This is a genomic window from Rubellimicrobium mesophilum DSM 19309, assembly GCF_000600335.2.
In the GTDB taxonomy this organism is placed as follows: domain Bacteria; phylum Pseudomonadota; class Alphaproteobacteria; order Rhodobacterales; family Rhodobacteraceae; genus Rubellimicrobium; species Rubellimicrobium mesophilum.
The window spans coordinates 76,576-91,424 of sequence record NZ_KK088557.1 but is presented as its reverse complement, the minus strand read 5'-3'; the positions used below and the strand labels follow the sequence as shown (position 1 = coordinate 91,424).

Genomic DNA, 14,849 nt, shown 5'->3' with positions numbered 1-14,849 from the left:
TCTGATGCGGATCAGGATGCCGGAGCGGGGTTAACGAGCGGTAAACGCGGCGTTCGGTGGGGGGTGGGGCGACGCAACACCCCGGGGGCAAGGCGCTGATCCGGCGAGGGAAGTTGGCCGGCGAGGGTGTTGCGTCCCCCTGCGGGGCGGGGTCCCACGCCACTACGCGGAGGGGCGAATCGGCATTGGCGCGGTGCGTGCCGGCATCCTGCGCCGAGCGGACGGGCTGCGCCTGGCTCTGGCGTCGCGGGGCGGAGTGGAGCCCCACCCTGGGGGGTCTGGTCGAGGGGCGCGCTGGGCGGACGCGTTGCCGGAGGGATGAGGCCCGGATGCGCCGGGACCCTTCGGCCGTCCGAGCCTATCGGCTCTCGGACGCCTGGCTGGCGTGGCGATGGACGAGGAGCCAGGCCCCGCCGGAGCGCCGGAACACCTCGGTGATGCGGAGGCGCATGGGGACGTGGCCCGGCTGGCCCTTCAGCTCGGCCTCGGCCAACTGGAAGCCGGTCCACCAGGCGAGGTCGCCCGAGGCTCCGGAGTCGAGGACCTCGAAACGCGTCGTCGTGGACGGGCCGAACATGGCGGAGCCCTCGGCGAAGCTGATCCGCACGGGCTGGGCGCCCTGGAGGGCGTTGCCCCCCGGATCGAGGAAGGTGACCTGGCCCTCGGCGGCGGTCATGGCGAGGAGAGGAGCCGGGTCGCCGGTGGTGTAGGCGCGCGCCGCTGCCTCGCGGCGTTGCAGGAAGCCATCGAAGTCCTCGGCCATGTCGACCCCTGGAATGCCCGGGCCCGAACGCGGCTCTGCCCGTCCCGGTTCCGGGGAGGGCGGAGCGCGGATCGGGGCCCGACCCAAGCCCGCGCTTGCCCCGCCCGCCTCGATGCGGCATCACGGCCCGCATGACCGACGCCCAGAAAGCCCTCGCCGTCCATCTCCTCACCGCCACCGGGGCCGTCTGGGCCATGCTCGCGATGCTGGAGGCGGTGCAGCGGGACTGGAACATGATGTTCCTCTGGCTCGTCGTGGCGCTGGTCGTGGACGGGGTGGATGGGCCGCTGGCGCGGCGCTACGAGGTCAAGCGCCATGCGCCCGTGTTCGACGGGGTGCTGATGGACCTCGTGGTCGATTACCTGACCTACGTCTTCGTCCCGGCCTACGCGCTGTTCAACTCGGGGCTGATGGGCGGCTGGACCGGCTGGTTCGGGATCATCGTCATCACCTTCACCTCGGCGCTCTACTTCGCCGACACGCGGATGAAGACCAAGGACAACAGCTTCTCGGGCTTCCCGGGCTGCTGGAACATGGTGGTGCTGGTACTCTTCGCCTGGGAGCCCAACTTCTGGGTCATCGTGGTGCTGGTGACGGTGCTGGCCATCGTCATGTTCCTGCCCGTGAAGTTCGTCCACCCGATGCGGACCGAGCGGTGGCGGGCGGTGACGCAGCCGGTGACGGCGCTCTGGGTCGTCTTCGCGGCCTGGGCGGCCTGGGAGAACTTCGATCCCCATGGCCTGGTGAAATGGGGGCTGACGCTCACGTCCTTCTACCTGCTGGGCGCGGGCGCGGCACAGCAGGTGGTCTACGGCAAGGAGGGCTGAGGCCCCTTTGCCCCGGGAGCGAAGCCGCCTAGCATGACCCCCGAGGCGGGCGCGAGACTCGCCGCATCGCAGGGGGAGACGCGCGTGACGGGCCAGAGCGTTCTGGAGGACCTGGGATCGATGATCCTGTCCGGGGGCATCGAGGTGGTGGACTGCACGGGGGTGCTGGGGCCGGAGACGCCGATCCTGCGGCTGCCGCCGGAGCTGGCGAAGGACACGCCCAAGGTCGAGGTCCACAAGATCAGCGAATACGACGGGAACGGGCCGTTCTGGGCCTGGAACTGGCTCAAGCTCGGGGAGCATTCGGGGACGCATTTCGACGCGCCGCATCACTGGATCACCGGGCGGGACTACCCGGACGGTTACACGGACACGCTGCCGGTGCAGCGGCTGGTGGCGCCCGTGAACGTGCTGGATTTCTCGAAGGAGGCGGGGGCGGACCCGGACTTCTTGCTGACGGTGGACCATGTGAAGGCCTGGGAGGCGGAGCATGGGGAGATCCGCGAGGGCGAGTGGGTCGTGCTGCGGACCGACTGGGACAGGCGCGCGGACGACGAGGCGGCGTTCCTGAACGCGGACGAGACGGGGCCGCACACGCCGGGGCCGACGGCGGAGGCGATCGATTACCTGATCGGCAAGGGGATCGTGGGCTGGGGGAGCCAGTGCATCGGGACGGATGCGGGGATGGCCGGGGGGATGACGCCCCCGTTCCCGGCTCACAACCTCTTGCACAAGGCGGGGCGGTATGGGCTGGCCTCCTTGGCCAATCTCGACAAGCTGCCGCCCAAGGGGGCCATCCTGATCGCGGCGCCGCTCAAGATCGAGCGCGGGACGGGGTCGCCGATCCGGGCGCTGGCGCTGGTGCCGCGCGGGTGACGCGCGGGCCGTCCTGAGGGTCCGGCGGGAGGGAGGGTCCGAATGGCGGAACGGTCGTTTCGGGAGGAGATCGCGAAGCTGCGGCTCGGGGAGGGGGAAACCTTCACCGGGGAGGGCATCCTCGCGATCACCAAGGCGCTGCTGGAGAACGGCGTCGGCTATGTCGGCGGCTACCAGGGGGCGCCGATCTCGCACCTGATGGACGTGCTGTCGGACGCGCAGGAGCTGCTGGCGGAGCTGGGCGTGCGGTTCGAGGCCAACGCCAACGAGGCGGCGGCGGCGGCGATGCTGGCGGCCTCGGTCCACTATGCCGAGTCCGGGGGGCGGTGACGTTCAAGGGCTCGGTGGGGGTCAACGTGGCCTCGGACGCGCTCGCGAACCTCGCGTCCTCGGGCGTGACGGGCGGGGCGCTGGTGATCGTGGGGAGGACTACGGCGAGGGGTCCTCGATCATGCAGGAGCGGACGCACGCCTTTGCGATGAAGTCGCAGTTCTGGCTGCTCGATCCCCGGCCGAACCTGCCGGCCATCGTCAAGGCGGTGGGGGATGGGTTCGAGCTGTCGGAGGCCAGCAACACGCCGGTCATGCTGATGGTGCGGATACGGTCGTGCCATGTGACGGGGACCTTCGCGACGAAGGATAACCGGCAGCCGGAGCTGTCGGTGCGGGAGGCGCTGTCGAACCCGCGCTCGGACTTCGCGCGGGTGGTGCTGCCGCCGATGTCCTTCGCGCATGAGCAGGACAAGGTCAGGAACCGCTGGCCCGCCGCCGAGAAGTTCATTCGGGAGCGGGGGCTGAACGAGGTGCTGGGGCCCAAGGAGGCTCCGGTGGGGATCGTCGTGCAGGGGGGCACGCGAACGGGGTGCTGCGGGCGCTGGAGCGGCTGGGGCTCGCGGACCTCTACGGGGAGACGCGGGTGCCGGTCTACGTGCTGAACGTCACTTATCCGCTGGTGGCGTCGGAGTTCCTGGAGTTCTGCGAGGGGAAGGACGAGATCCTCGTGGTCGAGGAGGGGCAGCCGGAGTTCATCGAGCAGGCGTTGTCCACGTTCCTGTATCGGGCGGGGAGTGGGGTGCGGCTGCGGGGAAAGGACATCTTCCCGATGGCGGGGGAGTACACCGGGCAGGTGATGCTCGACGCCGTGGGGCGGTTCCTGCGGGAGGCGGCGCCGGGGATGCTGCCGGCGGCCGCCTTGGCGCCGAACCTGCCGAAGCCCGCGATCCCGGACCTGTCCAGGACCGTGCCGATCCGGCCGCCGGGGTTCTGCGTGGGCTGCCCGGAGCGGCCGATCTTCGCGGCAATGAAGCTGGTCGAGAAGGAGCTGGGGAAGCACCAGATCAGCGCGGACATCGGGTGCCACCTGTTCGCCTCGCTGCCGCCCTTCGAGATCGGGGGGGCGACGATGGGCTATGGGCTGGGGCCGGCGGCCAACGGGGCCTTCGACGGGGGCGGGGAGCGGCGGCCGGTGGCGATCATCGGGGACGGGGGGTTCTGGCACAACGGGCTGTCCTCGTCCTTCGGGAACATGGCGTTCAACAAGTCGGACGGCGTGGCCATCGTCGTGGACAACTTCTACTCGGCGGCGACGGGGGGGCAGGACGTCCTGTCCTCGCGCGGGGAGAACCCGACGAAGATGACGCGGCATCCGATCGCCAAGGCGCTGAAGGGCGTGGGGATCGACTGGGTGCGGCAGGTGGACCGGACCTATGACGTGGGGCGGATGCGGGCGGTGATCCGCGAGGCGCTGACCACCAAGGAGGCCGGGCCGAAGGTCATCGTGGCGTCCTCGGAGTGCATGTTGAACAAGCAGCGGCGGGAGAGGCCGCAGCGAGCGCAGGCGATCCGGGAGGGGCGGCGGGTGGAGGCGCCTCGGTTCGGGGTGGACGAGGCGGTCTGCACGGGGGACCATGCCTGCATCCGGCTCTCGGGCTGTCCGTCGCTGTCGCTGAAGAAGCTGGACGATCCGCTGCGGGACGACCCGGTGGCGAGCATCGACCAGGGCTGCGTGGGCTGCGGGAACTGCGGAGAGGTGGCCGATGCCGCCGTGCTGTGCCCGAGCTTCTATCGGGCGGACGTGGTGCATAATCCGACGCCCTGGGAGGCTCGGGTGGCCTCGTGGCGGGGCAGGGTGATCGGTTGGCTCCAGTCGCGCAGGCAGGCGCGGCGGCTGAGCTTCGAAGGCGTCTCGTGACCGTCCAGGAGGTCAGGACGGCGTCGGAGGCTCGTCCGGGCGGGGTGATAAAGCTCGCCGTAATGGCGGTGGGCGGGCAGGGGGCGGGGTGCTCGCCGGGTGGATTGAGGACCTGGCAAGGGCGAACGGGTATCTGGCGCAGGCGACCTCGGTCGCGGGGGTGGCGCAGCGGACAGGGGCCACGATCTACTATGTGGAGATGTGCCCGGACTCCGGAAGGCAGCCGGTCTTCGCGCTGCTGCCCTCGGCGGGGGACGTGGACGTGCTGGTCGCGGCCGAGATGATGGAGGCGGGGCGGGCGATCCTGCGGGGCTTCGTGACGCCGGACCGGACGGTGCTCGTGGCCTCCACGCACCGGGCCTTGGCCGTCAGCGAGAAGACGGTGCCGGGGGACGGGATCGCGTCCTCGGAGGAGGTGGTCGCGGCGGCGGAGGTGGCGGCGCGGCGCGTCGTCATGGCGGATTTCGAGGCCATCGCGGTGCGTGAGGGGTCGGTGATCTCGGCCTCGCTGTTCGGGGGGCTGGCGGCCTCAGGGGCGCTGCCGTTCCCGCGGGAGGCCTTCGAGGCGGCGATCCGGGCGGGGGGGAAAGGGGTCGAGGGGTCGCTGGGGGCGTTCCGGGTCGCCTGCGAGGCGGCGGGGGCCGCCCCGGCGACGGCGCCAGTGGCCGTGATTCCGGTGGTGGATGGGCCTTTGTGGCTGCGGGAGGAGTGGGAGCGGCTGCGGGGACGGATGGCGCTCTGGCCCGCGACGGTCGTAGAGATGGCCGGGGCGGGGCTGCGGAAGGTCGTGGACTTCCAGGACGTGGCCTATGGGGACGAGTATCTGGACCTCGTGGGCCGGGTCATGGCGCGGGACGACGCGGCGCGCGGGTGGGCGCTGTCGCAGGAGGCGGCGAAGTACCTCGCCAACGCGATGGCCTATGACGACGTGATCCGGGTCGCGGACCTCAAGACGCGGGGTGGGAGGTTCGCGCGGATCGAGGGGGAGATGGGGGCGGGGGACGGGCGGCTGCTGCACGTCACCGAGTTCATGCATCCGCGCGCGGAGGAGGTCGTGGGGATGCTGCCGGCGCGAGTCGGGGCGCGGGTCGAGGCGAGCCCCCGGGCGATGCGTTGGATCGGGCGGCTTTTCGCGCGGGGGCGGCGGGTCAGGACGGACGGGCTCGTGGGCTTCCTGGTGCTGCACGCGCTGGGCGGGATGAAGGGCCGGCGGCGGCGGACGCTGCGGGACCGGTGGGAGCGGGAGCACCGGACGCGGTGGATGGCGCTGGCGCTGGGGCAGGCGGACTACGGGGTCGCGGTGGAGGTGATCCGCTGCCGGCGGCTCATCAAGGGGTATTCGGACACCCATGCGCGGGGACTGTCGAAGTTCGACCGGGTGCTTTCGGCGCTGCCGATGCTGGAGGGGCGGGAGGACGCGGCGGAGTGGGTCCGTCGGCTGCGGGAGGCGGCGCTGAAGGATGAAGGCGGCAAGGCTCTGGACGAGGCGCTGCGGACGGTGCGGAGCTTCGCGGGGGAGGCGTAGGGTGCGCTTCAGCGCACCGCGTGTCCGCTGCGGCCGCCATCGCATGGTGTGCTGAAGCGCACCCTACGGGGTTGGCATCGAATCGGACCTAGCGCTCCAACGCCGCGCTCAGGATCTCGATCAGGCGCTCGGTGCCCTCTTCGGTGGTCATGGCGCCGGGGGAGAGGCGGAGGGTCTGGCCGCGATGGTCGGTGGTGATGCCCTGGGCGCGGAGCTTCGAGACCACCTCGGGGGCCGGATACTCGTGGGGGAGGCGGAGCATGACGCTGCCGCCGCGGCGGGGCTCGGGGCGCGGGGTGGCGAGATCGAGGCCGAGGGCGTCGGCGGCCTCGATAAGGCGATGGGTCAGGCGGCGGTTGTGGGCAAGGAGGGCCGCGTGGTCCTGGGCCGCGTGCCAGTCGAGGGCGGGGAGGCTCGCCAGGGCCGCGACGATGCCGGGGGTGCCGGAGTCGAAGCGGCGGATGTCGGGGGCATAGGCGAACCTGGCGATGTCCCAGTTGAAGGGGTTGTCCTGGCTGAACCAGCCGCGCAATTCGGGCTCGCACTCGGCGATCAGGCGGGGGGCGACGTGGAGGATGCCCGCGCCGGGGGTGCCGCACATCCACTTGAGGCTGGTGGAGATGGTGAAGTCCACCTCGGGAGCCATGCAGTCGTAGGGGAGGAGGCCTGCCGCCTGGGTCACGTCCACGCCGATCAGGGAGCCCATCTGGCGGCCGTGTGCGACGAGGGGGGCGAGGTCGAGGCGGTGGGAACTCGTGGAGGAGACCCAGGTGAGGAGGGCGAGGCCGACCTCGGGCGTCCAGCGGTCGAGGAAATCCTCGGGCTCGACCCAGGGGTGCCCTGGCGGAGGGGGACGGTGTCGAGGGTAAAGCCCAGGCGGTCGCTCAGGCCCTGGAGGAGGAAGTGGTTCGAGGGGAAGGCGTCGGCGGCGACGAGGAGGCGCTTGCCCTTGAGATACTTGTCGGGAAGGGCGGTGAGGAGGGCGTGGAAGCCCTGCGTCACGCTCTCGCAGGTGGTGACGCTGCCCTCGGAGGCGTTCAGGATCGCGCGCCAGCGGTCGAGGAAGGCGGCGCGCTGACCGAGCGCATAGCCCCATTGGGCGTCGTTCGGGGCGCCCCAGACGTTCGCGAACTCGGCCATGGCGGCGGCGAGGTCCTGCGCCTTGGCCGGATACTGGCCGATGGAGTGGTAGAGGAAGTAGGCGGAGCCGTCGGTCATGGGAACTCTCAGTGGGTCCGGGCGCGCAGGGAACGGGCCTCGAGCCAGGCGGTGAGGCGGACGAGGGGCCAGAGGATGATGACGTAGATGAGCGCCGCGCCGATCAGCGGCGTGGGGTTGGCGAAGAGGGCCTGCGCGTCCTGCGCCTGGCGCATGAGCTCGGGCATGGTGACAACGGTGGCGAGGGCGGTGTCCTTCATGACGCTGACGCAGTTGGAGACGTGGGGCGGCGTCACGATGCGGGCGGCCTGCGGCAGGATCACCTTGCGCATGGTGGTCCCGAAGCGGACGCCGAGGGCGTTCGCGGCCTCGAACTGGCCCTTGGGGACCGCCTGGATGCCGGCGCGGACGACCTCGGCGGTGTAGGCGGCCATGGCGGCGGAGAGGGCGAGGAGGGCCGCCGGGAAGGGGTCGAGGGTGATGCCGGCGAAGGGGAGCGCGAAGTAGACGAGGATCAGGAGGACGAGGACGGGCATGGCCCGGATCACGTCGATGTAGAGCACCGCCAGCGCCCGCAGCGGGGTCCAGGCGTAGAGGCGCAGGAGGCAGACGAGGACGCCGAGGGCGGTGCCGAGGAGGATCGTGGAGACGCCGAGGAGCAGCGTGTTCCAGAGGCCGCGCAGCAGCATCGGGATGGCGCGGGCCAGCACCTCGGCGTTGAAGAAGACGTCGATGACGTTCACCGGCGCCTCCTCGGGCCGTCAGGATGGGGGAAAAGGGGCCGGGCGCGGGGCCCGGCCTTGGGGGTCAGCCGGCGGCCGAGGTCGGGATCGGGCCGGGGGTGACGGTCACGCTGTCGGGGGCAGGGTCGGTGCCCATCCACTTCTTGTAGAGCGCGGCCATGGTGCCGTCGGTCTTCATGTCGGAGATGGTCTGGTTCACCTGCTCCAGGAGCGGGCTGTCCTTGGGCATCATCATCGCGAAGAGCTCGCCCGTCTGGATCGTGCCGGCGACGGTCAGGCCCTGCATCTGCTGGAAGGCGTAGCGCAGGCCCACCTCGTCGTTGACCACGGCGTCCACGCGGCCCGTCTGGAGGTCGGTCAGCATGTTGGCGACGGTGTCGTAGCTCTTCAGGTCGGCGTAGTTGGCCTCGGACTGGTGGTCCTTGAGGTAGGTCTCGCCGAAGCTGGTGGCGATCGCGCCCACGGTCTTGCCGTTCAGGTCGGCGAGGGAGGAGATGCCCGCGCCCTCCTTGGTGCCGATGCCGAGGGCGCCGGCGACGTAGGGCTGCGTGAAGCTCTGGGACTCGAGGCGCTCGTCGGTGATGGTGAGCGACGAGATGACCATGTCGGCGCGCCCCGAGGCGGTGGCGACGAAGAGGGCGCGGAAGTCGTAGGGCTGGATCTCGGCGGTGCGGCCCATGCGCTTGGCGATCTCGTTGACGATGTCGACCTCGAAGCCCTCGAAGGCGCCGTCCGCGTTCTGGTTCTGCCAGGGCGGGTTGGCCGGGTAGGCGCCGACGCGGAGCGCGTCCTGCGCGAGGGCGGCGGTCGAGGAGAGCGCGGCGAGGGCGAGCCCCAGCCCGAGGGCGAGGCGTCTCGTGATGGTCATGTGGGTCCTCCCGTTGGTTGGTCCGCCGGTCTGGCGCCTGCGGTGCGAATCGACGTTGCCACGGGGCGTGGCGGGTTAGCTAGGGTTATACACCCGGCGGAGGGGGTGTTGCGTCGGGGGTGGGGGCGTTCGGTCCTCCTAACGAGGGGTTAATGCGGTCGGGGCGGGGTTCGTAGGGCGGGGTTCACCCCGCCAAGCAACCTCGGCCAACGGCGCAAGGGTGGCCAGCGAAGCATGGCGGGGTGAACCCCGCCCTACGGAGGTTTGTTCGGGCTGCGGGCGGCATCAGAGCACCGTTCGGACCCTCCAGAGTTCCGGGAACAGCTCCACCTCCAGCATCCGCTTGAGGTAGCTCACGCCCCCGGTGCCGCCGGTGCCGCGCTTGAAGCCGATGACGCGCTCCACGGTGGTGACGTGGTTGAAGCGCCAGCGGCGGAAGTAGTCCTCGAAGTCCACCAGCTTCTCGGCCAGCTCGTAGAGCCGCCAATGGGTGTCGGGGGATTCGTAGACCACGCGCCAGGCTTCCATGACGCCCTCGTCGAAGCGGTGGGTCTGGCGGAGGTCGCGGGCGAGGATCTCGGGGGCATGGGGACGCCGTGGCGGTCGGCGAAGCGGAGGGCCTCGTCGTAGAGGCTGGGGGTGGCGAGTTCCTCCTCCAGCTTGGCGGAGGATTCGGCGACGTGGGCGTGGGGGCGCAGCATCGCGGCGTTGCGGTTGCCGAGCATGTATTCGATCTGCCGGTATTGCAGCGACTGGAAGCCCGAGGACTGGCCGAGCTGGGACCGGAAGCGGGTGTATTCGCTGGGGGTCATGGTCCGCAGGACGTCCCAGGCGTTGTTCAGTTGCTCGAAGATGCGGGAGACGCGGGCGAGCATCTTGAGCGCGGGCTCGGCGCGGTCCTGGGCGAGGGAGCGGCGGGCGGCGGCGATCTCGTGGATGGCGAGGCGCATCCAGAGCTCGGAGACCTGGTGCTGGATGACGAAGAGCATCTCGTCATGGGCGTCGGTCAGCGGCTTCTGCGCGCCGAGGATGCGGTCGAGGCGGAGGTAGTCGCCATAGGCCATGCGGCCGGCGAAGTCGGTGTGGGCGCCTTCCTCGGCGGGGTCGTAGTCGCTCATGGCTGCCTCAGGCGGAAGCGCTGGATCTTGCCGGTGGCGGTCTTGGGGAGCGCCTCGCAGAAGACCACGCGGCGGGGATACTTGTAGGGGCGATGACGGACTTGACGTGGTCCTGGAGAAGCTTGGCGAGGAGCGGGTCGCCCTGGGCGCCTTCCGCGAGGACGACGTGCGCCTCGACGATCTGGCCGCGCTCCTCGTCCTCGCGGCCGATGACGGCGCATTCGAGGACGGCGGCGTGGGAGAGGAGGGCGGCCTCCACCTCCGGCCCCGCGATGTTGTAGCCGGAGGAGACGATCATGTCGTCCGAGCGGGCGGCGAAGTGGAAGCGCCCCTCCTCGTCCTGCACGAAGCTGTCGCCGGTGATGTTCCAGCCGTCCTGCACGTAGTTGGTCTGGCGCGGGTCGTCCATGTAGCGGCACCCCGTCGGGCCGCGGACGGCGAGGCGACCGATCTCGCCCCGGGGGAGCTCGTTCATCTGGTCGTCCACGATCCTGGCCTCGTAGCCCCCGACGGGGCGGCCGGTGGAGCCCGCGCGGTGGTCGTCGAAGCGGTTGGTGACGAAGATGTGCAGCATCTCGGTCGCGCCGATCCCGTCGAGGATGGGCTTGCCGGTGCGGGCGATCCATTCCTCGTAGACCGGGCCGGGGAGGGTCTCGCCGGCGGAGACGGCAGCGCGGAGGGAGGACAGGTCCGCGCCCTCGGCCATGGCCTTGAGCATCACGCGGTAGGCGGTGGGGGCGGTGAAGCAGACCGTGGCGCGGTGCTGCTGGATGATGTCGATCATGTTGGGGGGCGTGGCCTGTTCCAGCAGCGCCGCCGCCGCGCCGAAGCGGAGCGGGAAGATGGCGAGGCCGCCGAGGCCGAAGGTGAAGGCGAGGGGCGGGGAGCCAACGAACACGTCGTCGGGGGTGACGCCCAGGACCTCGCGCGCGTAGCCGTCGGCGATGGCGAGGAGGTCGCGGTGGAAGTGCATCGTGGCCTTGGGCTCTCCGGTGGTGCCGGAGGTGAAGGCGAGGAGGGCCACGTCGTCCCGGCCCACGGGGGGCGGGTCGAACCTCACGGGCTTCTGGAGCGCGGCGCGGTCGAGCTCGGCGTCGTGGTTGGCGGTGCCGTCGAAGCCGACGACCGTCGTGAGGAAGTGCGAGTCCTTGGCGCAGGCGACCATGTCCTCCATCAGCCGGGTGTCGCAGAGGGCGAGGGCGATCTCGGCCTTGTCCACGATCCTGGTGAGCTCGGCGGGGCGGAGCATGGGCATGGTGTTGACGACCACCGCCCCAGCCTTGGTGGCGGCGAGCCAGCAGGCGACCATGGCCGGGTTGTTGGCCGAGCGGATCAGGACGCGGTGGCCGGGCCTGACGCCGTAGTCCTCGACGAGGGCGTGGGCGAGGCGGTTCGACCAGTCGGTCAGCTCCTTGTAGGTGCGGCTGCGGCCGTTGCCGATGAGGGCGGTGCGGTCGCCGTGGCCGCGCTCGACCATGCGGTCGGTGAGCTCGACGGCGGCGTTGAGCCATTCGGGATAGTCGGTGGCCGTGATCTCGGGCCACTGGTCGGGCGGCGGCAGGCGGTCGCGGGTGAAGGGGTCCGCGTGGCCGCTGGGGCCGAGCGCGAGGGCGGCGGGGCGGGCGATGGTCTGGGTGGTCATGGTCCCTCCTTCGGCAGCACGGCGGTGGCTTCGATCTCGACCTTGGCGCGGTCCTCGACGAGCGCGGCGACCTGCAGGAGCGCCATGGCCGGGTAGTGGCGGCCGATGATCTCGCGGTAGGCGGTGCCGAGGGTCGGGAGGCTTGCCAGGTATTCGCGTTTGTCGGTGACGTACCATGTGAGGCGCACGAGGTGTTCCGGCTTTGCGCCGGCGCAGGCGAGGACCTCGACGATGTTGCGCAGGGTCTGGGCGGCCTGGGCGGCGAAGTCGTCGGATTCGAACTGCTGGTCGGCGTTCCAGCCGATGAGGCCGCCGGTCAGGATCAGGCGGCCTTCGGCCATGATGCCGTTGGCATAGCCGCGCGCGGGCTTCCAGTGGGAGGGGTGGAGGAACTCATGCGGGCTCATTGGGCTCTCGCTGGCGGATGGTCTCGAGGCGGGACCAGATGGAATCGGGCCAGGGCAGGGCCTTGCCGGTGAGGGAGGCGAAGACGAGGGTGAGGTCGCCGTTGAGGCGGAGCTCGGTGCCGCCGTGGGCGCTGACGCGGAGCCTGGCGGAGGTGCGGCCGATGCGGCGGACGATCAGGGCCCAGTCGAGGACCTCGCCCAGGCGCGAGGGGGCGCGGAACTCCATCTCGATCTTGACGGTGGGGGTGCCCACGCCCTCGGACATCATGCGGGCGAAGGGGTAGTCCATCACCTCGCGGAAGAAGTTCTCGACCATGGAGTTGGTCATCTCGAAGTAGCGGGGGTAGAAGACGATCCCCGCCGGGTCGCAGTGGTTGAACTCGATGGGAACCTTGCGGCGGTAGATCATAGGGACCTCGCGATGACGACGCGCTGCACGTCGGAGGCGCCTTCGTAGATGCGAAGGGCGCGGATGTCGCGGTAGAGGGACTCGACCACCGAGCCCCGGCGGACGCCGTCGCCGCCGTGAAGCTGGACGGCCTGGTCGATGACGCGTTGAGCGGCCTCGGTGGCGTGGAGCTTGGCCATGGCGGCCTCGCGAGTGATGCGGGGGGCGCCCTGATCCTTGGCCCAGGCGGCGCGGTAGGTGAGGAGGGCCGCCGCGTCGATGTCGAGCGCCATGTCGGCGAGGTGGCCCTGGACCATCTGGAGGTCGGCAAGGGGCGCGCCCTGGACCGTGCGGGTGCGCGTGCGGGTGAGGCTCTCGTCCAAGGCGCGGCGGGCGAGGCCCAGGGCGGCGGCGGCGACCGTGGGGCGGAAGTGGTCGAGGACGGTCATGGCGATCTTGAACCCTTCCCCGGGGGTGCCAATCAGCGCATCTTCGGGGAGGTGGAGGTCGTGGAGGCGCAGGCGCGCGAGGGGGTGGGGGCGAGGGTGTCGAGGCGTTCCTCCACTGTCAGACCCGGAGTGTCGGCGGGGAGGAGGAAGGCGGAGAGGCCCTTCGCGCCCGGAGCCTCTCCGGTGCGGGCGAAGAGGACGTAGAGCTGGGCGATCCCGCCGTTGGAGATCCAGGTCTTTTCGCCGTTCAGGAGCCAACCGTCGTTCGTGCGCTGGGCAGTGGTGGAGGTCGCGGCGACGTCGGAGCCGGAGGCGGGCTCGGTCAGGGCGAAGGCGGCTATGGCCTTGCCGCTGCGCGTCTTGGCGAGCCACTCGCGTTGATGCGGCGTGCCGAAGAGGGTGATGGCGCCCATGCCGAGGCCCTGCATGGCGAAGGCGAAGTCGGCGAGGGGGTCGTGGCGGGCCAGCGTCTCGCGGGCGAGGCAGAGGGTGCGGATGTCGAGGCGCTCGCCCGCGTCCGAGCCGGTGGGGCGGAGCCAGCCAGCTTCGCCGAGCTTGCGGACGAGGGTGCGGCAGGCGGTGTCCACGTCCGTATGGTCGACGGGGAGGTTCGCGGCACACCAGGCGTCGAGCGACTCCGCGAATTCCCGGTGGCGGGGCTCGAAGAAGGGCCAGGCGAGGAAGGTCCGGTCCGCCATCAGTTCCCCTCGAACGCCGGCTTCTCGCGGGCCGCGAAGGCGCGGTAGGCGCGCTCGAAGTCGCGGGTGGCCATGCAGATCGCCTGGGCTTGGGCCTCGGATTCGATGGCCTCCATGAGGCCCATGGACCATTCCTGGTTGAGCTGGGTCTTGGTCATGGAATGGGCGAAGGTGGGGCCGCTGGCGAGGCGCTGGGCCAGCGCGCGGGCCTCCTCGTCGAGGTGGTCGGCGGGGTGGAGGGCGTTCCAGAAGCCCCAGGACAGGCCCTCCTGCGCGGTCATGGTGCGGCCCGTGTAGAGCAGTTCCGCCGCGCGGCCCTGGCCGATGATGCGGGGGAGCATGGCGCAGGCGCCCATGTCGCAGCCCGCGAGGCCCACGCGGGTGAAGAGGAAGGCGCAGCGCGCCTCGGGCGTGGCGAGGCGGAGGTCGGCGGCCATGGCGAGGATCGCGCCCGCGCCGACCGCGACCCCGTCCACGGCGGCGATCACCGGCTTGCCGCAGGAGAGCATCGCCTTGACGAGGTCCCCGGTCAGGCGCGTGAAGGCGAGGAGGTCTTTCATCGGCCGCCCGATCAGCGGCCCGATGATGTCGTGCACGTCGCCGCCCGAGCAGAAGTTGCCCCGTGCGAGCCGAAGACCACCACGTCCACGTCGGGGGCCTCGGCCAGCGCGCGGAAGGTGTCGCGCAGCTCGGCGTAGCTGTCGAAGGTGAGCGGGTTCTTCCGCGCCGGGTTATGGAGCCGGATCGTGGCGACGCGGTCCCGGAGCTTCCACGAGAAGTGGCGCGGATGCCATTCGGCCATCGGGGTCATCGCGGGGTCCCATGCGCTTGAGGAGGGGGAGGAGGGCGTCGAGGTCGGATTCGCTGAGGCCGGAGAGGAGGCGGTCCACCTCGGATTCGTGCTCGGCGGCGAGGCGCTCGAAGAGGGTGAGGCCCTCGGCGGTGAGGGCGACGAAGACGGTGCGGCGGTCGGTGTCCGAGGGGGTGCGGCGGACGAGGCCGTCCTGTTCGAGGCGGTCCACCACGGCGGTGGCGTTGCCGTTCGAGACGAGGAGCATCCGGGAGAGCTCGGACATGGTGACGCCCTGCGGCTTGCGGTGGAGGGCGGCCATCACGTCGAAGCGGGGGAGGGTCGTGCCGTGGGCGCGCAGGACCTCGCGCAGGGTGGACTCGGTGCGGCGGGTGACGCCCAGGAGG

Annotated in this window: 10 protein-coding genes and 5 pseudogenes; 4 read left to right on the top strand and 11 right to left on the bottom strand. The window is 70.9% G+C overall.

Annotated elements, in window-relative coordinates; all coding sequences use genetic code 11:
- Positions 1–358: 358 nt before the first annotated feature.
- Positions 359–763 (bottom strand): YybH family protein, encoded by a 405-nt coding sequence (locus tag RUMESO_RS05830; protein WP_037278795.1) that lies wholly within the window; start codon positions 761–763, stop codon positions 359–361.
- Positions 764–894: 131 nt separating this feature from the next.
- On the opposite strand from RUMESO_RS05830, the gene RUMESO_RS05825 reads away from it, so the two are divergent.
- From RUMESO_RS05825 to RUMESO_RS05810, 4 genes and pseudogenes are all read left to right on the top strand, one after another.
- On the top strand, positions 895–1,590 hold the full coding sequence (locus RUMESO_RS05825; protein WP_037278794.1) for a CDP-alcohol phosphatidyltransferase family protein: 696 nt from the start codon (positions 895–897) through the stop codon (positions 1,588–1,590).
- Positions 1,591–1,710: 120 nt separating this feature from the next.
- Entirely contained in the window at positions 1,711–2,466 is a 756-nt protein-coding gene (locus tag RUMESO_RS05820) for a cyclase family protein (protein ID WP_425414874.1), read from the top strand.
- 42 nt (positions 2,467–2,508) lie between these two features.
- Positions 2,509–4,656 (top strand): annotated as a pseudogene (locus tag RUMESO_RS05815) (thiamine pyrophosphate-dependent enzyme).
- An 88-nt stretch (positions 4,657–4,744) separates the two neighbouring features.
- Positions 4,745–6,181, top strand: a complete 1,437-nt coding sequence (locus RUMESO_RS05810) for an indolepyruvate oxidoreductase subunit beta family protein (protein WP_342670725.1) — start codon at positions 4,745–4,747, stop codon at positions 6,179–6,181.
- A gap of 88 nt (positions 6,182–6,269) precedes the next feature.
- Here the strand turns inward: RUMESO_RS05810 and RUMESO_RS05805 are convergent, their stop codons facing one another.
- From RUMESO_RS05805 to RUMESO_RS05760, 10 genes and pseudogenes are all read right to left on the bottom strand, one after another.
- The gene (locus RUMESO_RS05805; RefSeq protein WP_245639164.1) at positions 6,270–7,277 is read right to left on the bottom strand and encodes an aminotransferase class V-fold PLP-dependent enzyme; all 1,008 of its coding nucleotides are present in this window, start codon (positions 7,275–7,277) and stop codon (positions 6,270–6,272) included.
- A gap of 130 nt (positions 7,278–7,407) precedes the next feature.
- Positions 7,408–8,082: an amino acid ABC transporter permease gene (locus tag RUMESO_RS05800; protein ID WP_037278792.1), complete on the bottom strand. Its 675-nt coding sequence runs from the start codon at positions 8,080–8,082 to the stop codon at positions 7,408–7,410.
- A 64-nt stretch (positions 8,083–8,146) separates the two neighbouring features.
- Positions 8,147–8,950, bottom strand: a complete 804-nt coding sequence (locus RUMESO_RS05795; RefSeq protein ID WP_037278791.1) for an ABC transporter substrate-binding protein — start codon at positions 8,948–8,950, stop codon at positions 8,147–8,149.
- Positions 8,951–9,235: 285 nt separating this feature from the next.
- A pseudogene (gene kynA, locus RUMESO_RS05790) lies at positions 9,236–10,068 on the bottom strand (tryptophan 2,3-dioxygenase).
- Positions 10,065–11,710 (bottom strand): annotated as a pseudogene (locus RUMESO_RS05785) (benzoate-CoA ligase family protein). The pseudogenes kynA and RUMESO_RS05785 overlap by 4 nt, the downstream one beginning before the upstream one ends.
- The gene (locus RUMESO_RS05780) at positions 11,707–12,117 is read right to left on the bottom strand and encodes a RidA family protein (protein ID WP_037278790.1); all 411 of its coding nucleotides are present in this window, start codon (positions 12,115–12,117) and stop codon (positions 11,707–11,709) included. The pseudogene RUMESO_RS05785 and the gene RUMESO_RS05780 overlap by 4 nt, the downstream one beginning before the upstream one ends.
- Positions 12,104–12,526: an acyl-CoA thioesterase gene (locus tag RUMESO_RS05775; protein WP_037278789.1), complete on the bottom strand. Its 423-nt coding sequence runs from the start codon at positions 12,524–12,526 to the stop codon at positions 12,104–12,106. The genes RUMESO_RS05780 and RUMESO_RS05775 overlap by 14 nt, the downstream gene beginning before the upstream one ends.
- Positions 12,523–13,652, bottom strand: a pseudogene (locus RUMESO_RS05770) (acyl-CoA dehydrogenase family protein). Before RUMESO_RS05770 ends, RUMESO_RS05775 begins: the two are co-directional and overlap by 4 nt.
- A pseudogene (locus RUMESO_RS05765) lies at positions 13,652–14,454 on the bottom strand (enoyl-CoA hydratase family protein). The pseudogenes RUMESO_RS05770 and RUMESO_RS05765 overlap by 1 nt, the downstream one beginning before the upstream one ends.
- A complete protein-coding gene (locus RUMESO_RS05760) occupies positions 14,384–14,803 on the bottom strand; it encodes a MarR family winged helix-turn-helix transcriptional regulator (protein ID WP_342670727.1) in 420 nt (139 codons plus the stop codon). The pseudogene RUMESO_RS05765 and the gene RUMESO_RS05760 overlap by 71 nt, the downstream one beginning before the upstream one ends.
- Positions 14,804–14,849: the final 46 nt, after the last annotated feature.

Excerpts from the sequence above, each read along its gene's own strand:
- RUMESO_RS05825 (WP_037278794.1), top strand. The coding sequence starts at position 895 with ATGACCGACGCCCAGAAAGCCCTCGCCGTCCATCTCCTCACCGCCACC.
- RUMESO_RS05830 (WP_037278795.1), bottom strand. The coding sequence starts at position 763 with ATGGCCGAGGACTTCGATGGCTTCCTGCAACGCCGCGAGGCAGCGGCG.
- RUMESO_RS05820 (WP_425414874.1), top strand. The coding sequence starts at position 1,711 with ATGATCCTGTCCGGGGGCATCGAGGTGGTGGACTGCACGGGGGTGCTG.
- RUMESO_RS05795 (WP_037278791.1), bottom strand. The coding sequence starts at position 8,950 with ATGACCATCACGAGACGCCTCGCCCTCGGGCTGGGGCTCGCCCTCGCC.
- RUMESO_RS05780 (WP_037278790.1), bottom strand. The coding sequence starts at position 12,117 with ATGAGCCCGCATGAGTTCCTCCACCCCTCCCACTGGAAGCCCGCGCGC.
- RUMESO_RS05805 (WP_245639164.1), bottom strand. The coding sequence starts at position 7,277 with ATGGGGCTATGCGCTCGGTCAGCGCGCCGCCTTCCTCGACCGCTGGCG.
- RUMESO_RS05775 (WP_037278789.1), bottom strand. The coding sequence starts at position 12,526 with ATGATCTACCGCCGCAAGGTTCCCATCGAGTTCAACCACTGCGACCCG.